This window comes from Microvirga sp. (assembly GCF_014699075.1).
In the GTDB taxonomy this organism is placed as follows: domain Bacteria; phylum Pseudomonadota; class Alphaproteobacteria; order Rhizobiales; family Beijerinckiaceae; genus Microvirga.
In genome coordinates this window covers 331,438-354,444 of sequence record NZ_JACXAB010000005.1, presented here as the reverse complement: position 1 = coordinate 354,444, position 23,007 = coordinate 331,438, and the positions used below count along the sequence as shown (strand labels likewise).

The 23,007-nt window shown below is 59.6% G+C and carries 18 protein-coding genes, 2 tRNA genes and 2 pseudogenes; 14 read left to right on the top strand and 8 right to left on the bottom strand.

Annotation, left to right across the window (positions count from 1 at the left end):
- Window position 1 precedes the first annotated feature (1 nt).
- The 3 genes from IC232_RS11400 to IC232_RS11390 form a co-directional block, all read right to left on the bottom strand.
- On the bottom strand, window positions 2-1,459 hold the full coding sequence (locus IC232_RS11400; protein WP_190845029.1) for a phosphomannomutase: 1,458 nt from the start codon (window positions 1,457-1,459) through the stop codon (window positions 2-4).
- Between the two features lie 287 nt (window positions 1,460-1,746).
- A complete protein-coding gene (locus IC232_RS11395) occupies window positions 1,747-2,745 on the bottom strand; it encodes a Gfo/Idh/MocA family protein (protein WP_190845028.1) in 999 nt (332 codons plus the stop codon).
- A 41-nt stretch (window positions 2,746-2,786) separates the two neighbouring features.
- The gene (locus IC232_RS11390) at window positions 2,787-3,857 is read right to left on the bottom strand and encodes a LacI family DNA-binding transcriptional regulator (protein ID WP_190845027.1); all 1,071 of its coding nucleotides are present in this window, start codon (window positions 3,855-3,857) and stop codon (window positions 2,787-2,789) included.
- 158 nt (window positions 3,858-4,015) lie between these two features.
- Here IC232_RS11390 and IC232_RS11385 point away from each other — a divergent pair, with 158 nt between their 5' ends.
- From IC232_RS11385 to IC232_RS11355, 7 genes are all read left to right on the top strand, one after another.
- Complete coding sequence (locus IC232_RS11385; RefSeq protein WP_190845026.1) at window positions 4,016-5,254, top strand: ABC transporter substrate-binding protein; 1,239 nt, start codon at window positions 4,016-4,018, stop codon at window positions 5,252-5,254.
- A gap of 109 nt (window positions 5,255-5,363) precedes the next feature.
- Window positions 5,364-6,269, top strand: coding sequence for a carbohydrate ABC transporter permease (locus IC232_RS11380; RefSeq protein WP_246812164.1), 906 nt, complete (start codon window positions 5,364-5,366; stop codon window positions 6,267-6,269).
- Entirely contained in the window at window positions 6,266-7,150 is an 885-nt protein-coding gene (locus IC232_RS11375) for a carbohydrate ABC transporter permease (RefSeq protein ID WP_190845024.1), read from the top strand. Before IC232_RS11380 ends, IC232_RS11375 begins: the two co-directional genes overlap by 4 nt.
- Before the next feature lie 3 nt (window positions 7,151-7,153).
- On the top strand, window positions 7,154-8,233 hold the full coding sequence (locus IC232_RS11370; protein WP_190845023.1) for an ABC transporter ATP-binding protein: 1,080 nt from the start codon (window positions 7,154-7,156) through the stop codon (window positions 8,231-8,233).
- A gap of 69 nt (window positions 8,234-8,302) precedes the next feature.
- Window positions 8,303-9,070: a sugar phosphate isomerase/epimerase family protein gene (locus tag IC232_RS11365; protein ID WP_190845022.1), complete on the top strand. Its 768-nt coding sequence runs from the start codon at window positions 8,303-8,305 to the stop codon at window positions 9,068-9,070.
- Window positions 9,071-9,075: 5 nt separating this feature from the next.
- Window positions 9,076-10,251 carry a Gfo/Idh/MocA family protein gene (locus tag IC232_RS11360; RefSeq protein WP_190845021.1) on the top strand — a complete coding sequence of 392 codons (1,176 nt, stop codon included), beginning with the start codon at window positions 9,076-9,078 and terminating at the stop codon, window positions 10,249-10,251.
- A 32-nt stretch (window positions 10,252-10,283) separates the two neighbouring features.
- A complete protein-coding gene (locus tag IC232_RS11355; RefSeq protein ID WP_190845020.1) occupies window positions 10,284-10,928 on the top strand; it encodes a ThuA domain-containing protein in 645 nt (214 codons plus the stop codon).
- Window positions 10,929-11,364: 436 nt separating this feature from the next.
- On the opposite strand, the pseudogene IC232_RS32355 reads toward IC232_RS11355, so the two are convergent.
- The 3 genes and pseudogenes from IC232_RS32355 to IC232_RS11345 all read right to left on the bottom strand — a co-directional run.
- Window positions 11,365-11,505: pseudogene (locus IC232_RS32355) on the bottom strand (IS3 family transposase); the annotation flags it as partial.
- Between the two features lie 31 nt (window positions 11,506-11,536).
- Window positions 11,537-12,973, bottom strand: coding sequence for a glycosyltransferase family 2 protein (locus tag IC232_RS11350; protein ID WP_190845019.1), 1,437 nt, complete (start codon window positions 12,971-12,973; stop codon window positions 11,537-11,539).
- 93 nt (window positions 12,974-13,066) lie between these two features.
- A complete protein-coding gene (locus IC232_RS11345) occupies window positions 13,067-15,208 on the bottom strand; it encodes a diguanylate cyclase domain-containing protein (RefSeq protein ID WP_190845018.1) in 2,142 nt (713 codons plus the stop codon).
- An 866-nt stretch (window positions 15,209-16,074) separates the two neighbouring features.
- Between IC232_RS11345 and IC232_RS11340 the strand changes: the two genes are divergently transcribed.
- Entirely contained in the window at window positions 16,075-16,362 is a 288-nt protein-coding gene (locus tag IC232_RS11340) for a hypothetical protein (RefSeq protein WP_190845017.1), read from the top strand.
- 90 nt (window positions 16,363-16,452) lie between these two features.
- On the opposite strand, the gene IC232_RS11335 is transcribed toward IC232_RS11340, so the two are convergent.
- Entirely contained in the window at window positions 16,453-17,391 is a 939-nt protein-coding gene (locus IC232_RS11335) for a hypothetical protein (protein ID WP_190845016.1), read from the bottom strand.
- 287 nt (window positions 17,392-17,678) lie between these two features.
- On the opposite strand from IC232_RS11335, the pseudogene IC232_RS11330 reads away from it, so the two are divergent.
- Window positions 17,679-18,786 (top strand): annotated as a pseudogene (locus IC232_RS11330) (IS110 family transposase); the annotation flags it as partial.
- A gap of 21 nt (window positions 18,787-18,807) precedes the next feature.
- On the opposite strand, the gene IC232_RS11325 reads toward IC232_RS11330, so the two are convergent.
- Window positions 18,808-18,882, bottom strand: a tRNA-Gln gene (locus IC232_RS11325).
- 148 nt (window positions 18,883-19,030) lie between these two features.
- Here IC232_RS11325 and IC232_RS11320 point away from each other — a divergent pair.
- From IC232_RS11320 to IC232_RS11300, 5 genes are all read left to right on the top strand, one after another.
- Window positions 19,031-19,107, top strand: a tRNA-Pro gene (locus tag IC232_RS11320).
- Window positions 19,108-19,309: 202 nt separating this feature from the next.
- Window positions 19,310-19,498, top strand: a complete 189-nt coding sequence (locus IC232_RS11315; RefSeq protein ID WP_190845015.1) for a hypothetical protein — start codon at window positions 19,310-19,312, stop codon at window positions 19,496-19,498.
- A 215-nt stretch (window positions 19,499-19,713) separates the two neighbouring features.
- The gene (locus IC232_RS11310; protein ID WP_246812151.1) at window positions 19,714-19,995 is read left to right on the top strand and encodes a hypothetical protein; all 282 of its coding nucleotides are present in this window, start codon (window positions 19,714-19,716) and stop codon (window positions 19,993-19,995) included.
- A gap of 737 nt (window positions 19,996-20,732) precedes the next feature.
- Window positions 20,733-20,969 carry a hypothetical protein gene (locus tag IC232_RS11305; RefSeq protein ID WP_190845014.1) on the top strand — a complete coding sequence of 79 codons (237 nt, stop codon included), beginning with the start codon at window positions 20,733-20,735 and terminating at the stop codon, window positions 20,967-20,969.
- A gap of 280 nt (window positions 20,970-21,249) precedes the next feature.
- Window positions 21,250-22,491, top strand: a complete 1,242-nt coding sequence (locus IC232_RS11300; protein WP_190845013.1) for a calcium-binding protein — start codon at window positions 21,250-21,252, stop codon at window positions 22,489-22,491.
- Window positions 22,492-23,007: the final 516 nt, after the last annotated feature.

Below are 23,007 nucleotides of genomic sequence, written 5' to 3'. Positions count from 1 at the left end.
TTCAGCCGACCCGTCGCTCGGCCTCGGCCAGTCCCCATTCAAGCAATTGCTCGGAGCGCTCCTGGCTCAACGCCTCCACATAGACGCGCAGCTCCGGCGCATTGCCCGAGGGGCGGAAATGAACAACCTCCCCATTCTTGGCTGCAATCCGCAGGCCGTCACGGGCATCTTGCCCAGCAACACCACCAAGCGGCGCCATCAGATCGGAGAGGAAAGCCTCGTCCTCCTGCAGACGCGATACAAAGGCCGCACTCTTTTCCGTGGCAACGTTCTTCAGCCGGTTGCTGGCCGCAGCCTTGAAGGCGAAAGCGGCTGCCACTTCTGCAAGCGGCCGCGACTGGGCGATGACTTCGCCCAGGGCGCAAAGAATCGGCAGCATGGCGTCGCGGGTAGGAAGCGCTGCGAGCCGGCGGCCCTCCCGCTCTACATCGGAGCCGAGGAGAACGCCGCCGTTGGCCTCGAACCCGATGATGGTCCGCGCACCGGAGCGGGCGGCTTCCGCCATGCCCGCGATGACGTAGGGAGATCCAACCTTGGTGCGGATGACATTCTCGAACACGCAAGAAGTTTCCAGTGCGGAGTTGGACGTGACTGGAGTTACAACGACGTCCGAACCAACATACTTGGCCGTGATCGCCCCAACCAGGTCGCCCCGCAGGAAGGTCCCGCTGGCGTCGGAGATCAGAGGGCGGTCAGCGTCACCATCGGTCGAGACGATGGCATCGAGCTTCTGCTCACCGGCCCATTGCCGGGCCAAGATTTCATCTTCCACGCGCAGTGCCTCGGTATCCACGGGGATGAAGCTTGTCGCACGCCCAAGCGGCACCGCCCGTGCGCCAAGGGACTCGAGCACCTCAACGATGACATCGCGCGCGACAGAGGAATGCTGGTAGACGCCGACGGTAAGTCCCGACAAGGAACCTGCCCCGAAGAACTCCCGGTAGCGCTCCTTGTAAGCGGCTATCAGGTCAATGTCTGGCGTCGCGGCCCTGATAGCTCTTGCTCCCTCGGGAACGGAGACGATGCTCATCCTGGCATGCCAGGACAGAATGGCGGCCTCGTCCTTCTTGTCGATTTCCCCCTGAGCCCGGTAGAACTTCAACCCATTTCGATCTTCTGGTATATGGCTTCCGGTGACCATGATCGCAGGGATGCCGAAGCGCATGCCGTGATAGGCCAGCGCCGGCGTAGGGAGAGCGCCGCAATCGAGCGGAGTCAGCCCTGCTTCCTGCAAAGCGGCGCAGCAGATCTGGGCAATGCTGGGGCTACTCTCGCGCAGATCTCTCCCGACCAGAACCACATTCTTCGACGCGGCAGCCGAGCCGTCCTCCTTGAGCAATTCCGCAAAAGCACGCGTGTAGGCAAAGGCCGGGACGCCGTTCAGCTCCACCACAAGCCCGCGCAAGCCGCTTGTGCCGAACTTGAGGGACGAGTGGGCAACCTCCGGAAGAAAATCCATGCCAATCTACCTATGTTTACTCTGATGCACACAGGCTTCGTAACCTTTCAAGGCAGAGCCTCCACCAGACGAAAAGACTAGGGATAATGTCACAAAGCGATGGATCTGGGTCAATGCACTCACTCGGAGGGCACCGGTCATCCTCAAGGAGCAGTAATTTATTCGGATTACTACGAAGGCATGGGCAATAAGACGCCACTGGCCCCAAAAGAGCCAACAGGCCCCTTCTGCAAGCGCGTCGGATCAAGACCTGACCTCTGTCTCGCCGACGGGCTGTCAGTGTTGAGCTACACGGCCTCCCATCCTGCCGAGGCTTCCGAGCGTCGCAATGAATCGAGAATTCTCATGTTCATGATTGCATCCTCCAACCCATAGCCAGGAGCTGTGCCACCACGAACCGCACGGCTGAAGGCCTCACCCTGCAGTTGATACTGGTCCACAACAGGAAACTCGATTGCCCGCGCGGAACGATTGCCGTGCAGGTTGCCGTCGTCGAGGTAGATGCGGGTCGGCTGGTCAGGCGGAGCGTTGAAAGGGATCTCGATCTCGATGCGGCCCTTTGTCCCCAGGATCTGGACCCGCTGGAACGGCACCGATTGGGTCGAAACGATAAAGGTGAGCTGCCGGCCCGAGCCAAAATCCATGAGGGCACTCGTTGTTCGGTCAACCCCGAAGGACGGATCACGGTCGACGAGCGCAACCACGCGGACAGGCTCAGCATCGAAGAAGTAGCGTCCCGCCACGACCGCATAGCAGCCGATGTCGAGGAGCCCTCCCCCGCCGATATCGGCTCGGTTGCGGATATTGCCTGGATCCACGTTGAAGTAAGAGAAGACGACGTGGATGGAGCGCAGGTCGCCGATCGCTCCGCTTTGAATCAGCTCACGGGCGCGCTGCCATTGCGGATGATGCCGGACCATGAAGGCTTCCGCGATCAGCACCTGCGATGCAGCTTGTGTGAGTTGCTCTGCCTCCTCCGCTGTGATGGCGATCGGCTTCTCGCACAGAACATGCTTGCCGGCAGCGGCGGCCGCCAGGGTCATCGGTACATGCAGATGGTTGGGCAAGGGATTGTAGATCGCCTCGACCTCAGGATCGGCCAACAGGGCATCATAGGATCCGTAAGCCTTCGCAATGCCGAGTTCCGCGGCCATGTCCCGCGCGGCTGCCGCGTCCCGTGACGCGACGGCCACGACAGCGCAGAGTGGGCTCTTCATCATGCCGGGAACCACCTTCACCCGGCCGATCTTCGCGGTGCTCAGGATTCCCCAACGAACGGGCTGCATGGCGTACTCCTCCTTTGTTTGATTGTCGAAAGGCTGCGGTCTCATAGGGTTGATCGGCGCAGCGACTTGTAATCCTTGTGCAGGACGGGACCGGTGGTGTCCCGTTCCAGGAGCGTCAGCGGCAGTCTGACGTTCCAGTCCGCAGACTTCATCTCACCTCTGATCAGCTTCATGAGAACATCGGCTCCAACATGACCCAATTCGTACAAGGGTTGCCGAAAGGTCGTGAGCGTAGGCTCTGTATAATCTGCAAACTCGATCCCATCGAAGCCGATCACGGAGACATCCTGTGGAACCCGGACGCGCTCGGCCCTGACCCGCTTGATGAAGCCGATCGCGCTCTCGTCGCAGGCTGCGAAAATGCCAGTGGGACGATCCTTCATCTTCAGGAAGGCCTCCGCAGCCGCTACGCCGGTAGAGAAGACGAAGGGCCCCTCCCAGCGCACGAAGTCTTCCCTGCCGAATCCGGCCGCGGCGATCCCTTCCTGAAACCCTGCGAAACGTTCGGCCTCAATGATCGAGCCGGGCGTGCCTGAAATATAACCGAACCTGCGGTGGCCGAGTTCACTCAAGAAGGTCACCGCCCGGCGGGAGGCCTCGCGGTCTTGGACGACGACGTTCGGGATCTTGTCATCCTCGATGGCGGCGCACATGGCAACGATGGGAAGCCCCGCTTCCCGCATGCTGCGTGTGCCGTTCTCAGGCACGTACCCGGTCAGCAGAAGAACGCCGTCAACTTGGCGCGACAAGGCGAGATCGACATAGCGGGCCTCGCGCTCCCTGCGGTTGTCCAGGTTGCCGATGATGATACCGTATCCCAACCGGGTCAGTTCGTCGTCGACACCGCGGAGGATCTCGGCAAAGACCGGATTGGTCAATCTGGGGGCGATCACCAGCACGTTCATGGTGCGGCGCGTGCGCAGCTTTTGTGCCGTGCTGTTGGGGATGTACCCGCTGCGCTTCACGGCCTCCATCACGAGATCGTGCGTTTTCTGGCGCACCTTGTCCGGATCGGACAGGACGCGGCTGACGGTTGCCGTCGACACTCCTGCAAGTCGAGCGACATCGGCGATGCGCATCTCCTTCACGGCCCGCCATCTTTCCCGGCTCACGCAGGTTACCTCCTGGCCTTAGGCAAGATATGTTACCCTCTTTCAGAGTATATAACTTACGTCAACTTGTGTCTTGACTTATTTTGAAAGCACCTACAACCTATATCACAAGATGTAATCGATTACAAAAATCGACAAACCGTTTCTGGGAGGAAGCTATGAGCATGAAGACACGCGTCTCCGCGTATACCCTTTCTATTGCCCTGATCTGGAGTTCCGGAGCCCTCGCTCAGCAAAAGGCAGAGGTTCTCCATTGGTGGACGTCCGCCGGTGAGTCTGCGTCCGTGAAGGTGTTTGCAGAGCAGTTCACCAAGGCCGGCGGGAGCTGGGTCGACAACGCCATCGCCGGCGGCGCCAATGCCCGTACGGCCGGCATCAACCGCATGGTGGGCGGCAATCCCCCGACGATGATGCAGTTCAACACCGGCAAGCAGTTCGACGAACTCGTGAGCAACGCTCTGGTGCGCGATGTCGATGCACAGGCAAAAACGGGCAAGTGGCGGGAGATCATGCCGAAGCCGATCGTTGACGCGACGGTCCGCGAAGGCAAGTTCTTCGCTGTTCCGGTCAATATTCACGGCCAGAACTGGATGTTCTACAATACGAAGGTCTTTGCCGATGCCGGCATCGAGCCCCCGAAGACCTTCCCTGAACTGGTCGCCAGCGGTGAGAAGCTGAAAGCCAAGGGCATTATTCCCTTGGCGCTCGGCGGTCAGCCGACCTGGGAGCACAACCTCTTCCGGGCCGTGGTCGTCGGCCATGGTGGCGCCGACATGTTCCGCCAGCTCTACGGCACCCGCAAACCGGACGTTCTGAAGAACCCCAAGTTCAAGGAAACCGTAGAGCTCTTCGGCAAGATGCGCGGCCTCGTCGACCCGGGCAGCCCAGGTCGCAACTGGAACGACGCGACGGCCCTCGTGATCACCAACAAGGCAGCCATGCACTTCAATGGCGACTGGGCCAAGGGTGAGTTCATCGCCGCGGGTCAGACCGCCGGCAAGGAATATGGCTGCACGGTCGTTGGCCAGGAGCCCAAGCTCGTGATCGGCGGCGACGTCTTCGTATTCCCGGCGACGAAGGACAAGACGGCGCTCGCCACCCAGGACAAGCTCGTCGAGGTTCTCCTCGATCCCACCAGCCAGCTTGAGTTCAACAAGAAGAAGGGCTCGATCCCGGTCCGCATGGATGTCGACGTGTCCTCCATGGACGTCTGCGCCCAGAAATCCCACGCGATCCTGAAGGATCCAGCGAACCAGGTGGAGAGCATGGAGATCCTGAGCCCGCCGAACTTCTCGGGCGCCATGCAGGACGCTGTGACCCAGTACTGGAACAACCCGAGCATGTCGGCGGACGCCTTCATCGAGAAGATCACAAGCGCCATGCGCGACGCAGGCTAAAACCATCCGGCTCGCCCCTCAGGGGCTGGGGCGAGCCGTTCATTGTTGAAGCTTGACCTCTCTCGACGGGATCTTCCGAATGGATACCATTTCGATCCGCGCCCCCAGCATGCCTTCAGGCGGCACGAAAACCCAACGCCGTGTAAAAACACGCCTGCCTGCTGCCATCGCCCTCCTGCCCACCGCCCTTATCGTTCTTGTCGTCTATATCGGCTGCATGCTCTGGACCGTGCGGCTCTCCTTTACAAGCTCAACCCTTCTTCCCAAGCTCGATTGGGTGGGCCTTGCGCAATACAGCCGCCTCTTTGCCAATGACCGCTTTCTGACCTCTGCCTCCAACATCATCATTTTCGGAACCCTGTTCATCTCGGGCTGCCTGATCATCGGGTTTCTGCTCGCTGTCTTCATCGACCAGAACGTACGCGGCGAAGGCCTTTTCCGCACCATCTTCCTTTATCCCTATGCCATGTCCTTCGTCGTCACCGGCGTTGCCTGGCAGTGGTTCCTGAACCCGGCACTGGGCCTGCAGAAACTCGTGCGGGATATGGGATTCGAGAGCTTCACCTTTGATTGGCTCGTGAATCAGAGAATGGCGATCTACACCATCGTCATCGCAGGCCTCTGGCACGGCGCCGGCCTCACCATGGCAATCCTGCTCGCGGGTCTGCGCGGCGTCGACAAGGATCTCTGGAAGGCCGCCAGGGTGGACGGCATCCCGACTTGGCGCGTCTACACCTCCGTGGTTCTGCCGCTCCTGCGTCCCATGATCGTCACGGCCGTCGTGCTTCTCACGACAGGCGTCGTGAAGCTCTACGATCTCGTGGTCGCCATGACCTTGGGCGGTCCCGGCATCGCCACCGAAGTGCCCGCCAAATTCGTCATGGACCACCTGTTCGAGCGCAACAACATCGGCCTCGGAACGGCTGCCGCGACGATCATGCTGATCACGGTCGTGAGCATTCTCGCCCCCTGGGTCTACGTCCGCTACGTCCGTCCCCAAGGGAGGCATGCATGAGCGCCGCCGTGCCGCAAGGCCGCCGTCCCCACCACCTCACCGCCGGCCGCATCGGTGTCTATGCCTTCCTGGTGACCGCAGCCCTGTTCTTCATGCTGCCGCTCTGGATCATGGTCGTGACATCGCTCAAGCCCATGGAAGAGATCCGGCTCGGCAACATTCTCGCCCTGCCCGCCGCCATGACCTTCGAGGCCTGGACCAAGGCCTGGTCCTCCGCCTGCACGGGGCTCGAATGCAACGGCATCAGCGTGGGGTTCTGGAACTCGGTGCGCATCCTGATCCCGTCCGTGATCCTCTCGATCATTGCCGGCGCCATCAATGGCTACGCACTGTCTTTCTGGCGGGTCAAAGGTGCCAATGTCATGTTTGGCGTGCTGCTGCTCGGCGCCTTCATCCCCTACCAGGTCTTTCTTTATCCTCTGGTCCGCATCTTCTCGCTGACGGGCATCTACAACTCGCTCACCTGCATCGTGCTGGTGCACGTGATCTTCGGCCTGCCGACCATGACGCTCCTGTTCCGCAACTACTATGCGGGGCTGCCCATCGAGCTGTTCAAGGCGGCACGCATCGACGGCGGCGGGTTCTGGTCGATCTTCCTTCGCGTGATCCTGCCCATGTCGACGCCGATCCTGGTGGTCGCCACCATCCTGCAGGTCACGGGCATCTGGAACGACTTCATCTTCGGTCTGACCTTTGCAGGCCGCGAGAATCTGCCCATGACCGTGCAGCTCAACAACATCGTCAATTCAACGCAGGGCGAGCGCGCCTACAACGTCGACATGGCTGCCACCATGCTGGCGGCGCTTGTTCCGCTCGTTGTCTACTTCGTGTCCGGACGCTGGTTCGTCCGTGGCATCGCCGCCGGCGCTGTGAAGGGGTAAGCCATGTCGACCGTTTCCGTTCGTGATGTGACCGTCGCTTTTGAGGCCGTTCAGGTCTTCGACGGCCTGTCCCTCGATATCCAGGAAGGCGAGTTCATCGTGCTGCTCGGGCCCTCGGGCTGCGGCAAGTCCACTCTGCTCAATGCCATCGCCGGACTGCTCGATGTGGCGGAGGGGCAGATCTGGATCAACGGGAAGAACGTCACCTGGGAGGAGCCGAAAGACCGCGGCATCGCCATGGTGTTCCAGTCCTATGCCCTGTATCCGCGCATGAATGTTCGCGAGAACATGTCGTTCGGCCTGAAGATGGCGAAGACGCCGAAGCCCGAGATCGAGAAGCGCGTCGCCAAGGCGGCCGAGCTCCTGCAGATCACCCCCCTCCTCGACCGCCGGCCGGACCAGCTCTCCGGCGGCCAGCGCCAGCGTGTGGCGATCGGCAGGGCTCTGGTGCGCGATGCCGCCGTGTTCCTCTTCGACGAGCCTCTCTCCAACCTCGACGCGAAGTTGCGCAACGAGCTGCGCGTCGAGATCAAGCGGCTGCATGCGCGGCTCGGCAAGACCACCATGGTCTATGTCACGCATGATCAGATCGAGGCCATGACGCTGGCTGACCGCATCGTGGTGATGAAGGAGCAGAAGATCCAGCAGATCGGCACGCCGGATGAAATCTATCACCGGCCGGCCAATCTGTTCGTGGCCGGCTTCGTCGGCTCGCCGCAGATGAACTTCATCAAGGGTCGCATCGAGAACACCGGAGAGGGCTTGAGCTTCCTGGCCGGTGATCGCCGCCTGTCGCTCTCCGGCTACCCGTTCATCACGGCTCCATCGTCCGGTCAGGACGTGGTGCTCGGCGTGCGCCCGGAACACCTTGAGATTTCAAGCACCGGAATCTGGCCTGGATTTACGGTCGATATCGTGGAACCCATGGGCGCCGACACGGTGATCTGGTGCAGCGACGCCGTGGGCTCGGTTCAGGTCCGCACCGCCGGCTCTCGCCGGGCCACGCCGGGCGAGAGTGTGACGCTTCACATCGATCCGAGCCAGGTCTCGCTGTTCGCCGCGGATTCCGGCGAGCGCCTTTAACGACACCGGCATCATGGCAGGTCTCCTGCATGACCTGTCGCGCCCGCATTACTGAACCCTGAGGACCCCATGAGCGTCACGGATAGACTGTCCATTCAACTCTACACCTTGCGATCCCTGGAGGATCTGGACCTGATCCTGGATACGGTCGCGGATGCCGGCTATCGCTACGTGGAGACCGTAGGATCGCATCTCGACAAGGCTACTGAGGTTCGCGCGAAGCTCGATGCCCGTGGCCTGAAAACGTCCTCCAGCCATGTCAGCATGGCGGCCCTGCGCGAGAAGCCGGACGCCGTCGTCGAGGCCTGCCACACACTCGGCCTCACGCATCTCTACATGCCGGCTGTTCCGCCGGAGGAGCGGGATATGGCCGCTGATGGCTGGCGTGCGCTCGGCAAAGAACTCGGGCAGATCGCGGAGCGCTTTCAGGCTCAAGGCATCCGCCTCGGCTACCACAATCACCATTGGGAGCTGAAGCCGAAGGACGGCGCGAAGACGGCGCTGGAATTGATCTTCGAGGCTGCCGGTTCGAGCCCCCTCGCCTGGCAGGCCGACGTGGCCTGGCTCGTGCGCGGCGATGCGGATCCCAAGGAATGGATCAACCGCTATCGCAGCAAGGTCACGGCCGCCCACGTGAAGGACATCGCCCCCGCGGGCCAGAACGAGGACCAGGACGGCTGGGCCGATGTGGGCTCCGGCGTTCTCAACTGGCGCGACCTCTGGCGCGTGTGCCGCGAGGCGGGAGCCGAGTGGATGGTGGTCGAGCACGACAAGCCCGCCGACCCGGCCCGGACCGCCCGCGCCAGCTTCGATTTCCTGCGCACCATCGAGGATTAACGATCATGAATTCTCTGAATGTCGGCATCATCGGATGCGGCAACATCTCAGGCATCTATCTTCAGAACATTCCGGCATATCGGGGCCTCACCCTGCGCGCTTGTGCGGACATGCGGCCGGAGGTCGCTCAGGCTCAGGCCAGCCGCCATGGCATCGAAGCCATGACGGTCGATCAGCTCCTTGCCCGCGATGACATCGATCTCGTGGTCAACCTCACCGTGCCGGCTGCCCATTTCGGCGTCTCGTTGGCAGCCCTCAGCGCGGGCAAGCACGTGTTCTCAGAAAAGCCGCTGGCAGTCGATTTCGAGCAGGGCCGCAGACTCGTCGACGAGGCGGAGGCCCGAGGCCTGCACCTCGGCTGCGCTCCGGACACCTTCCTCGGAGCCGGGGGTCGGCTTGCCCGCAAGCTCGTGGACGATGGTGCCATCGGCCGCATCCTGTCGGGAACGGCGTTCCTGATGTCCCATGGCATGGAGCACTGGCACCCGGATCCGGAATTCTTCTTCAAGCCCGGCGGCGGCCCGATCCTCGATATGGCTCCGTACTATTTGAGCACCCTCGTCAATCTGATCGGCCCGGTGCAGCGCGTCTTCGCCATGTCCAGCATCGGCTTTCCCGAGCGGATTGTGACGGCGGAATCGCCGCGCAAGGGCCACAGCATCACGGTCGAGACGCCCACCCATGTGACGGCGCTGCTCGAATTCGCCTCCGGCGCGCAGGTCACCTTCTGCATGAGCTGGGACGTGTGGAAGCACAGTCATCCGGCCATCGAGATCTACGGCTCGGAAGGGTCGCTGCGCGTGCCCGATCCGAACTTCTTCGGTGGCCATGTGGAGGTCACCGAACGCGGCGGCGACTGGCGCGCCGTCGATTCGAGCGAGATGCCGTTGGGAGTTCCCAACTGGCGCTCGCCCAACTGGGCTCCCGAAATGCCGAACAAGGCCAATTACCGGGCGCTCGGCTTGGCCGATCTCGCGAGTGCAGTCCTGAACGGCACGCCCCATCGCTCCAGCGGACGCCTCGGCCTGCATGTTCTCGAGGTGATGCACAGCATCCTTGAGGGTGCAGCGACCGGCCAGCCTAGGGCGATCACCACCGCTCTCGAACGCCCGGCCACCCTGGAGGATGCGGACGCCTCAATCCTCTGGAAAGGTCTTCCCCAGACGGCGTCCGCCGCCTGAGTCCTATGCTCCTCGACGGAAAGAACGAAACGATGCGGGAAGCGCTCATCGTGTGGGGCGGCTGGCATGGCCACGAGCCGGAGCAATGCGCCGGTATCGTCGCCGGAATGCTGCAGGACGAAGGTTTCACGGTGCACCTTGAGAACTCGACCCGCGCCTTCGCCAGCCCTCAGCTCCCCACGATGAGCCTCATCGTACCGATCTTCACGATGTCGAAGATCGAGAAGGACGAGGTTGCCAACCTGTCGCAGGCCGTTCGCGAGGGAACTGGCCTCGCCGGCTTTCACGGCGGCATGGGCGATGCCTTCCGCGAGGCGGTCGAGTACCAATTCATGTGTGGCGGCCAGTGGGTGGCCCATCCGGGCAACATCATCGATTACCGGGTGAACGTCACCCGGCCCGAAGACCCGGTGATGGAGGGCATCCGTGACTTCGACTACCGGTCCGAGCAGTACTACATGCATGTGGACCCGTCGAACGAGGTTCTCGCGACCACCACCTTCTCAGGCGAGCACGTGGCCTGGACCAAAGGTGTGGTGATGCCGGTCGTCTGGAAGCGTCGGCACGGACAGGGTCGGGTGTTCTACAGCTCACTCGGCCATGTCGCGAAGGAATTCGAAGTGCTGGAGATGCGCACGATTCTTCGGCGCGGCATGCTTTGGGCGGCGCGGAACTGAACAATCGTCCGTCTTGCGGGCGGTTCGCGCCTTCTCAGGTGTGCCTTGACCACAAAGGCATGGCGCTTATAAAAACCGTTTTCAGGGTACGTCTGATAAAACGTCAGGCCTCCTGCCTCCTCCCATGTCGCTCACATTGATGGAGACGAACACGGCCAAGCTGTCATTCTGGGAGACTGTGTACCAAGCATAGACGTTGAGCTTCCGCCCTTTCGGCATGGCAAGCCTTGTATTCGCCGCGAGATTGAGAGACCAGCCTGTGAGTCTTCCCAGCCAATCAGCCTCAACTGAGCTTCAGCCGGACGTCAGAGGCATCGCTCTTGGCTGGATTGCTCCTACACCGGCTCTTTTGCAAGCACTTAGACGCCGCAATGGGCCTGCCCCTCGCGCAGTAGCGGTGCGGCAGGCCTGATCCGATCTGCTCAATGCGGTGACACCCCGAAGCGGCTTCCATTAAGGTCAGGTTGCCCAGGGTCAAAACAGTCACGGCGCAGCACTGCACTCTCGCCTCCAGGTCTCTTAGGCGCTTGACCTGATCTGATGTGATCCCTCCAAACTCCTACCGCCATCGATAGTAGATCACGGTGACATATGTGTTGGACAACCTATCAGGACCACCTCATCCGTGTGCCTCGCACTTCGTCTATTGCGGCAACGATCCAGGCACTGTTCACTAAGAAGCTCTGGTAGATGTCGAGGAAGGGCACAAAGGGCAGGAGCTCGATTTCATCATCCTGCTCAAGAACGTAAATCGTTGCCGTCATAACATTCAGAAGGCTCACTGACCCAATCCAGATCACGACGTCATCCAATGAGACACCAGCCGCAGCCGAAAGGGCAATCGAGCCCCAGAAAATGAAGTTGAGGATTGGAACGAGATAAATATCCAGAGGATAGAATAACGCCATAATTGTCGGCAGATAGCGAATCTTCTCCTTCTTCAAGTGACGTAGCTGCCGCCAGTAGATGGCATAGACCTGCCAAGTGCCGCGGAACCAGCGGTAGCGCTGGTTCATGAGACCCCCCACTTCCTCCGGACACCTCGTATAGGCGTAGGCGCGAGGCTCGTAAACGATGCGGCCTCCCAGAGCGAGCGCCGAAAGCGACAGCTGGAAATCCTCTGCAAACGTTTCACCCGACAAAGGACCGAAAACATCGCCGGGTTTCTTGCTGCTTTCGTTCTTTGGGTTGTTGCCAGGCAGGTTCCTGATTTCCTCCAAGATCTCCCGCGTATAGAGGCCGATGGGACCCGGCACCACAGTGACAAGGCCTAAAGCACTTAGGGCGGTGCGCATTCCGCCATTGCCGAGGAGGTATTCGATCGATTGGAAACGGGTCAACATGTTGATGCGGTTGCGGATCGTGACCTGCCCCGACACGGCTGCAACGCCGGGACTTAGAAGTCGCGGCACCATGACCTTCAGCGAATCCCGCGCCAAACCCGAATCCGCATCAACGAACAGGATGAGATCTCCCCTCGCCTTTTCGTAGGCAAAGTTTAGTGCGCTCCATTTACCTCCATTGGGCTTTGTGAACACCTGAACGGCGCAACGCCCGTACTTGCCCGCAATCGGAAGCGCCTTGGCATAGGTGTCGTCGGAGGACCCATCATCAATGAAGATGACTTCATATGAAGGATAGTCGAGGTGGATCAGAGACTGGAGCGCCGCCACAACAGTTTCTGACTCGTTGTAGGCCGGCACGAGGATTGAGACGAAAGGTAGATGGTCCGGCTCGACTGGTGTGGAGCGCCGGATCCGGTTGAGCTCCGCAAAGGCAAGCCCCTGAATGATCAGCCAGCGCAGCAGGATGAAGGTTCCTATGGCCACGAGAAGGACAGCGTTGATTTGCCCGAGGGGTCCTGTGGCAGCAACCCCGCCTTCGGCAAAGGCAGCCTCTTTCATGCTCCAAGGCAACGTCAGCAAGAGAGAGAGACCGTAAGCAAATGTGGCGATGGCAAGGAAGTTGATCAACGTTCGAGGGATAGAGCGCCGGCGCGCACTGAACTCGCGAACGATTCCTGTGTGGTCCACTGTATCGGACATTTCACGCTTCGCTCACCGATCCGGCAGAACTAATTTGTTCCTGAGCGCTGCCGAATAGCACTCAAGCAACCATCGCGAGTTCCTCGCTGAAACTCAGGCCGGGATGGAGGCAACCCGAATTCTGCGAGCACTCTCTTCCGCCTTCTGAGCGGCTCTCTCAAGAGCTGATAGAACCGTCGTCTCACCGGAGAGCACAGCCGCCACGCCGACACTGATGGAGTTCTGGATGTGAGGAAGATCGCTAATCCGAAGCTGGCTCGCTCTCGCGCGTAACCGCTCGGCGACAACCTCCGCTCCCGCAAGGTCTGTTTCCGGGAGCAGCACCACGAACTCCTCGCCTGACCAGCGTGCAGAAAGATCCCGGTCACGCGAGCCGCGGCACAGCTCGGCTAGATCCTTGAGGACGGCATCACCAACCTTGCGCCCGTAGATGGTATTCGTCTGCCGTAACTGATTGATACGAAGGATAACAACCGCAAGAGTTGTACCGGCCTCCGAAGCATTTTTCACTTCAGTTTCGGCAATGCCTATGAATTGGTCACGATCAATGAGACCTGTAACGGAGTCCTTTGGAACGAGTTCACCGCGATGCTGGATCAGTGGTTTACGGCTTCTGATGTCGACGATGGCACTTGCTGAAATCTGACCAAAGGCCGGCGCGCTCCCAGTTGATGTCGCTGCGTTCGATACGGTCTGAGGCTGGGCGAGTGTTTCAGGCAGGTTCCCGGCTGCCCGATCCGACTGAGTCCCCTGCTTTGGACGGGTTCCGCTGAACATGAGGCCAAAGACGCCGAGTAAGGCCACTGCGGCACCCGCCTGCGCCCCAGTGTTTCGCAGCAGAGAGGGCTTCCAAAGCAGTCGCACCTTGACCGGCTCGGCGGAGTTGCCGAGGCTCGCAATGATATCTGCCGGCAAGGTGCAGTCAAAGAACGCAGTCACCTGATCCTTCATGTGCGGCATTGGCTCAAACCTGACAAACTTCGCCGAAATGACATTGCGCAAGACAGGATGATCCAGCATGAGCGGAACCGGTTGCCTGTCGGATGCCAGTTCATCAGCTTCAGCTCGCGGTAGCCTGATATGGGCGAGGAAGCCTGTTCCGGAGGAGAGAGCAAGAACGGGAGCACCGTCGGCTGCGAGTCCAGGTGTTGGATGACGGAAGACAACATGGCCGGAAAATGGCGCCCTCAGCTGAGTCGTCTCGATCGAACGCTCCTTCTCGGCTGCCGCAATGGAGGTCTCAAGATCTGCGGCTTCGATCTCACGCTCAACAAGGGCCCTTGCACGGGCACGGTCCTCGTCCAGCAGGCGCTCGGATCCGGCAAGCTGCGCTTCGTAGCTCTCTAGAGAGGCGCTAAACTTGATGGTGTTTTCACCGATTTGGGCAAGCTGCTGTCCTAAGGCAATATCGGTTTGCCTGAAGCGCTCCTCAAGCGCCTGGCTCCGAACTCGCAACGAGGACAAAGCTGCCTGCTGAGTATTAACCTCACGCTCTGCGCTGATGAAGTTTGAGCGCCGCATGTCGTAAACGGGCTGCGTGATGATCTGCTTCTTGAACGCGTCAGCAGCCTGCTGCTGGGCTGTGCGCGCAATCTCCAGTTGGCTCAAAGCTGCCGAGAGAGACTTTTCGGTAGATGCGATCTCTCCCTCAAGTCTGGTCTTCTCACGTGTCCATTCCGTCAGGATTGCTGCGCGTGCCTTCTCAGTTTCGCCTCGGGATTTCTGAAGCTCAAGCAGGAAACCCTCCGCTTGAGTAATCTGTGTGCGGATCTGAAGCTCACGCTGGACGAGCCCCTGATCAACCGGCAATGACTGCACGCGGATAGCCTCTTTTCTGGCCTGCGCTTGCGCTTGCTGGATATCCTTGACAGCAAGCTGCGTCTGATTAGCGAGAGGAACGTATTCTGCGATCACTTCTCCCGCTTCGGCCGCGTCTCGCGAGGTTATTTTGAGAACTGTATTATCCCGACGGGCATGCACCACGAAAAGATCATTCCCCCCGGCGATGCCTTCGCGCTTTTCAAGTTCGCTAAAACCCCATGCGGTGAGGACACCAATCGCTCCAAACGTTAGGGAGGCGCAGGCGATGCGCCGCAGCCAGTTGGGTTGATAACCACGACCCTTGTTGCGTCTTCGCCAGACCAACAGGCTGTAGGATGCGCAAAATACCGCAAAGCCTAGAGCGCCGCTGAAAATCGCAATACGGAGGAAATCGCTTCCGTTCAGTGCCAGCATCTTTGCCCCCGCTCTGCCCTAGGCAGCTGCTTGCTTAACTATATTTCTTTTGAACTGCACGGTCATTCCCAAACAGTGAGCATACTTTCCGGATCGCGCCCCAAAACGCTTCCGGTACCTCAACTGCTGATCAGGCTTGCTCGTCGCCAGCGCCATATTATTTCAGCGCCAGCCTTATCGCCTTTTAACGCATTCTTTACGATTGTTTTGGTGCGATGGGCTGTAATCCGCGGTAGGTATATTTGCAACAGATCTTTGAGGCCAGAAACCGTGACGATACGTCATGGTTAACCCCAACCAGATTGACACAGCTTGGCCGCTTCCCGTGAGCGTCGGCGGGGGCGTGTCACAGCAATCGCTCAGGAGAAATGCTGAGCATCAGCGTGAAGAGGGCTTCCTATCGCTCATCCCCTCTCCGGACGAGGTCGAGGAGAGTGAGTAGTGAGGTTGAGCGAGGCAGAGCCTACAGCCCGGCCTCACAAGCGCGCATTGCTAGGGATTCAAGCCCGATTGAGGTTGCCTGACATCATCAATCCACCGCCAGCGGGCATCACGAAACAAGCGCGAGGGTGCGAAGTAGGGCAATGTTCCGGACAGATCAAAGTTCTTTCTGCGCAGTTCTAATTCGTTATAACGCAACTTACATGTAAGCGGCAACTACTTGTTCGCATGAGTTCGCATTCGGCAGAAATTAGCCTGTTCATCGTGATGCACGACCAGTGCCAAGATACCGACCATCTCGCGATCGCCGCTGGGACGTCGCAGCATCTGGTCCTGCAACTGCCTAAAGGCCAGCGTCTACTGGCAGGAACAGCACAGCATCGCTGGCGTTGCCTTTCAGCAATTTAGTCTGATGGAGGCCAAAAGTGACAAAAGCACTGTTGAGTACAACTGCCGCTGGCGTGATCTTTGCTGGATTCAGCCTTGTACTAAGCGCACCCACCCACGCACAGGTTGGTGTTGAGATCGGCCCTGGTGGTGTCCGCACCTACCAAGAGCGGCCACGGGTGGAGGAGCGGAGGGTTATCGAGCGCCGTTCCCCTGGTCGCCGTGTTATCGTTGAGGACGATGATGATGAGGTTTGCGAGACGCGCACCCGCCGTGTGCGGGAGCGCGGCGTCTGGCGCACCCGCCGTGTCACTGTCTGTGAGTAGTCATTGCCAGTGCTGACAACCAGTGCCGGAGGATGCAGGTTGCAAGGTGAAGCCTATAGAGCGCTCTGCTAATCGACGATCCGCTAGGAATCACGCTATGATCCCATCTCCCAGAGGCAACCGGCCTTCATAAACGCCATACTGCAAGAAGTGCGTCAGCGGGTTGATGCCCGCAGCTGCAACATCGGGATTAGCGGCCAAGTAGGCGTTAGTGTCGAACCATACACTGGGATCGCGGCCCTCTCGCCAGCCATAGGCGTTGTAGTGAAGCAGCGGATTGATCCCAGCGCCGGCAACGTCGCTATAGGTTTGCAGGTAGTCGCTTGTGTCGAAGTAGGCACTCGGATCGCGCCCCTCTCGCCAGCCAGAGGCATTGTAGTGGTCGAGTGGGTTGAGCGGACCAAAGAATCCAACATCCGGATTTTCGAGAAGATAATACTCAAAGTCGAACGAATTGGCCGCAACATCGGGACCAATCGCTGCATAGATCGCGCGGCCCTCCGCAGCCCCAAAGGCAAGGTAATGTTCAAGCGGGTTGACGTCCGATGCGGCGACGTCCGGGTTCTGTTGCAGGTAGAGTTCGTTATCGAAGCCAATGCTTGGGTCACGCCCCTCGCGCCATCCCCACAGCCCGTAATGTTCTAACGGATTGATGCCCGCCAAATCGACGTCGATGTTAGCTGAGAGATAACCATCGGTACTGAAGAACGCGTTGGGGTCCCGTCCCTCAAGCCAACCCCAAACAGCATAATGGAAGTCTGGATCAATACCTGCAGCTGCAACATCAGGATAGATCTGCAGGTAAAACGCGTCGTCTACCAATAACGGATAATTTGGCGAACGAGGATAACTTACATCTAAAGCATAATCATCATAGACAAAGTCATAATAGTCATAATAATCATCGTAGTCATAGTAAACTATATCCACCGGGTATTCATAATACGAGAAGCCGTAAGCGAAATCTTCAAAGAACCCATCGTATAAAAAGGGATGATCATGATAGTATAAATCGTCGTAATAGAACATGATGCCGTCTCCACACTAGGGAGCAGATCTATCGCCGTTACAGCTTTGCTTTGGGCGCTTATATGGATATTATCATGGAAGGGAAAGATACGCGCCAGCATAGGCTCTGAGTTTGGACGAGAATTAAGGGGTAGAAGCCGCCCCAACCATGCGGTCAGTTCGGAGTCTTACCACCCGCTTTCACGGTCGCCAGCACCAGCTTCACGGCATAAGCCAAAGCTTTTCGCTCTTGGTCATTAAGAGGCTGCATCTGGGGGGCATCATGAAGCGTCATCTTAGATGCCGTAATGGGCCTGCCGCTCACGAGGTAGCGGAACGGGGTGGCTGTCCCTCAGAGTGATGGTGTTGAAACGGGGCCCGAGCGGATCGGCCCCAAGCATCATGAGGAACAGCCATGGAGACTATGCCGGAATTGACGTGTCTTTGGAACACAGCAGCGTCTGCATCCTCGATGCCTCAGGGCAGATCGTCCGCGAGGCGAAGGTCGCCAGCGAGCCTGAGGCGCTTGCCACCTTCCTCGCCAGCCTGAACCTGCCGCTCACCCGCATCGGCCTGGAGGCTGCCCCCCCTGTCGCAGTGGCTGCATGCCGGCCTTGTGCAGGCCGGGTTCGAGGTGGTGCGGCTGGAGACCCGGCATGTGAAGGCGGCGCTCTCTCGGCCATGATCGTCAAGACCGACCGACGCGCGCGGCATCGCCCAACTCCTGCGCATGGGTTGGTTCCGCCCCGTCCACTGCAAGTCGCCGCCGGCGCAAGAAGTGCGGGCCTTGCTCATGGCCCGCAAGCAGCTGCAGGCCTAGATGCGGGATGTCGAACTCAGCCTGCGTGGGCTGTTGCGCGGCTTTGGCCTGAAGATCGGTGCGATCAGCAAGGGCCAGCTCGCCACGCGGGTGCTGACCGTCACGGCAGGCCATGCGATGCTGGAGAAGATTGCCGAGGCGATGCTGCGCGCTCGAGAGGCTCTGCAGACGGAGTTTGCCCGGTTGCGTCGGGCCATGCTGGCAGTCGCCTGGGAGAACGAGGTCTGCCGGCGGCTGATGACGTTACCAGGGGTCGGCGCCCTCATCGTCGTGACATTCACCTCTGCAGTGGACGATCCCGCGCGCTTCGCCCGTTCGCGAGCCGTGGGGGCGCACTTTGGCCTCACGCCGAAGAAGTACCAGTCGGGCGAGACCGACATCACGGGAGCGGTGAGCCGGATGGGCGATCCGATGGTGCGCACGGCGCTGTACGAGGGAGTTCACATCCTGCTCACCCGGGCGGTGTGCTTCTCGGCGCTTAAGCGCTGGAGGTGGCTAAGCGCCGGGGCATGCGAAGGGCCAAGGTGGCACTGGCCCGGAAACTTGCGGTTATTCTGCATCGCATCTGGATCGACGGCACGACCTTCCGCTACGGACTTTTATGTCGCTCGGGAGGCTGGCTGGGGCGCCAGGATTCGAACCTGGGAATGGCGGTACCAAAAACCGCTGCCTTACCGCTTGGCGACGCCCCAATAGGTGTGGCGTGTACATAATCGGGTCAACTGCGGCTGGCAACACCGTTTTGCAGATCGTTCAATCCTTGGAGAAGGCGCAAATCTCCCCTTGCGGCGCTCCCCCCTCACCGCTATAAGACCGGCCTTCCCGAGAATTTCTCGGTGTCGGAGTGTAGCGCAGTCTGGTAGCGCACCACGTTCGGGACGTGGGGGTCGCAGGTTCAAATCCTGCCACTCCGACCAATCTTCTCAAGGGCTTAGCCAGAAAGCCCAAATCCGGTAGACAGTTTGGTAGACAGGTTCGATCCCGGCTTGGGATCTCGAGAACACGTGTCTCGACCTCTTCCAGCATCGGGAGAGTAGGATAGGTATATGGCTAAGTGTTGCTTTGGCGCACTTGGGACCGAGCAGCTTCCGGTATTAAAGCGGAATCAGGAGGCTGCTGATGACCGAGTGGGACATCATCACGAGCATCGTCCTGGCGATCTATTTCCTGCCAGCGGCCAAATACGGTCTGCGCTCAGGCGAAGGCGCCGGCGCGAAGATGGCATTTGCCCTCTTCAACGGCGCACTCCGTTGGACGGTCATCGGCTGGCTCTTGCTCATGAACGTTTCCCTCGACAACGAGAGTTGATGCCCTCCTCCTGCTTCTCTTCCAGAGGAGAGGAGTGAGCTCCATCGACTAGGCCATCAAGCCTAGGTGACATTTCCCACCTCAGGCTTGATCCTTCGACCATAGGTGTGCCGGGCTCGAGGGCAGCAATGGGGCAAATCGTTCAATTGGGCATACGTCGGCCGGAGCGGCCGCCGCCAAGGAGCAGGTCCCCTCATAGGCAATGGCCGCTGTACATGGGGCCACCGCGTGGCGGTCAGCGGAAGCGCTGGCGTTCATGGCTCCCAGTAGTCCTCGGAGGTTCTCTTCTGGCAGGCTTCATCGGCCTTGAGCTTGGGCCGCCGCTGGTCGGGTGCAACGTGAAAGCCAACATCAGCTTCAATACCCGTGAGAAGATCTATCACGTGCCCGGCCAGGAGTATTACTGGCAAACGCGGATTAACTGGCTCAGTGGCGAGAGATGGTTCTGCTCGGAGCAGGCTGCCCGTCAGGCCGGCTGGCGGAAGTCGCGGATCTGACCGCCGCTCTCTTGGACAGGGAGGGGAGTAAGTTGAACGTCACTGAAACCTAAGATAATTCAAAGTTAGGTGGGGGCAGCGATGCTGGCGTGGATAAATAACCTTTCAAGTGGCGCGGCCTCATTCTTGGGGACATTGACTGGATCGTCGATTGGCTTAGTGGCGCGCTCTTCAATGCACATTTGAACCGGAAGCGTGACGATCGACTACGCGCCCACGAGGCACGATCAGTAGCCGCCGCGCTACAAGCTGAGCTAGTATTCAAAGATAATTCTGATCACTTAGGAAGCACTCCGTCGGACTACTACATGCCAGACCCTAAGCATTCGATCAGAGTAATGCCTGACTTGGTTTCTAGACTTGGACTATTCGAATCCGATACTATTCAGCTGGTGCTTACCTCATATCTCATGATTGAGCAGTATGGCCAAAACCTGGTCTTGATGGAGGGGACGGGTACACACTCACCTTTCGTCCGAGGAGCGGTTGATCCATATGCCGGAAGGCACCGCGGGAAACGTTATCGTCATGTACCGAAATACCGCTCGTGAAATCAGAACAGCGATAACCGCGCTTGAGCGTATCGCAGCGAACTAATGCCACTCTACCAACTTTCTTCACCCTTCCCCGCTATACCCTCCCCATGACCTGTTTTTTTGAGCCCAGGCCATTGAACTTCCCTGCGCCGCAAAGTGTTGTATGGTGCGACGGGAGTACCTCCTAAGGCGAGATACAGCATGGTGATCGTTTATCCTGTGGCGGCTTTGATCGGCGGCCTTATCGGCTGCGCCCTGCTCTGGCCCTATGGTGCGGTCATCGCCGTTATCAGCATGCCCTTCATCGGCAGCTTGTTCGCCCTCTTCGTCGCTGTCTTGATTTACGTGAGATCCTCCGGCGAGGGGCAGGTGAACAAGGATCGACCAACCGATGTCGATCCATTCCAATCGTCCCAGGCTGCCGATAGCTACCGGTAAGCCGCCACGTAAACTGTAAATTGATCCAGTCTGTGGCATCGGGAGATATGACCTACTCCCGCGACACCACCGCCATCTCCGAACTCACCGGCCAACCCGTCAGCACCTGGTCTGAGGAATGACGGACTCCATAAGGCGCATTTCGCGCAAGTCGACATCGCGATCACTGCGCGCGAAGCTGAAGCGGAGCCTGTGAGCCTCCATAGAGATGAAGGGACACAGGATCGGCCATACGGTATGATGCTGTGGTGGGGCTGGGACACCTGCACGGGAGGCGATCATGCCTGCACCGACGTCCTACACCTTCTACGGGGTGGTTGAGGATCCATTCGCCAATGACTTTATCACCGTCGATCCGGCAGCGTTCGGCTACACGGCTAGGCAGAAGATCACCGGAAGCCTGACTCTCTCGGGCGCGATTGCGGCTCTCTGGGCAAGCGGCTCGGAGGAGCGCAACCTGTCGACCCAGGATTTCTCGGAAGTCGGGTTCTTCTTCGACCAGGCGGCCACCGGGAACTGGACACAGGCTGACTTCACCACTGATCTGCTGCTGTCATCAAGTGACGACCAGCGGCCACTCGACCAACTCCGCTCCACCCTGTTCCATTCCGCTGATCCGGATGGCCCGACCCTTCGCCTGGACCAGATGCAATATGGAGGGGCGCTGCTGACCAACGACGATGACCGCTCGGCCTTCGTCTACGGTGCCTGGGGTCCGGCAGGCGGGATCCCAAACCTTGTCTATGGCACCAATAACGAGGACAGGCTGGTGCTGCGGGGCGACGTGTCTCTGGCCTGGGGCGGATTGGGGGAGGATACCATCCGCGTGAGGAGCGGTGCAGCCTTCGTCTGGGGCCAGCAGGGCGATGACCGCATCTCAGGAGGGCGTGAACGTGACATGCTGTTCGGCGGGGTGAGCGATGACACGATCAGCGGTGCAGGCGGAGCCGACTTCCTGAGCGGCGACTATGGGGACGACACAATCTCGGGCGGCGCGGGTGATGACCGGGTGGAGGGCGGCCTTGGCAACGATCTGATCCGGGGCAACGACGGCAGGGACATCCTGGATGCCGGTGGCGGCGTGGACAAGGTCTTTGGCGGCTCTGGCAATGACGTGATCTTCTCCGGGACAGGGCAGTTTGACGAGAACTTTGAGTTGGAGCGTTCGATCAGCGATGGCGGCTCGGGCGATGACGTCATCTTTGCCCGCTTTGATGCCATCCTGACTGGCGGGCGAGGAGCCGACATTTTCGCACTGGGCAACCCGTTCGGCACCCTGGACAACCTCGGCGGGCTAACTGTGAAGGACTTCCGGCCCGGGACTGACAAGTTGGTCATCTTTGCTGGAGAGCCTGGCCAGTATGACACCTTTGAGGAGATCATGGCGCGAGCCCAGCAGCTCGGGGACGACGTGGTGTTCGACTTCTTCCCCACCAGCGTCAAAGACCTGCCATCGCTGGTGCTGGAAGATGTGAGAAAGAGCCAATTGACAGCCGGAGATTTCCTGTTCGGGGATTTCTGACACGGCCATATTGCAAAAGGGGTTCCGCGTAATTCTTCGCCTCCCGAGCAGATCATGGAGACGATGCGGCAGCTGCAAGAGACTCGTAACCAGTGCAAGTGAGCTCCCGTTCCATCAACCCCTTTTTGCGAATCGCACCGCCCCATACGCGACTTTAGAAGCCCAAAAGAGACATGATAAGTCTGGGCGCAATCTGCTAAACCGCTCATTATGACACCTACGGGATCCTTCCGCTGGCTCGCATGGTTGCTCGTCTGCGCTATTGCGGTCTTCACCCTTGCGCCGATTAGGTTGCGGCCTGTTACTGCGGCTCCGGTCAGTTTGGAGCGGTTTGCTGCATTTGCCGCTGTTGGAGTCGCGTTCTGCCTCGGCTATCCGAAACACCGCCTCCACATTCTTGTGGTGCTGATAGGGATTGTCGGGCTTCTTGAAGTCGCCCAAAACCATGTTCCAGGCCGCCATGGGCGTCTTCCGGATGGTATTGTGAAGGCGTCAGGCGCTCTCCTCGGAGCCGCA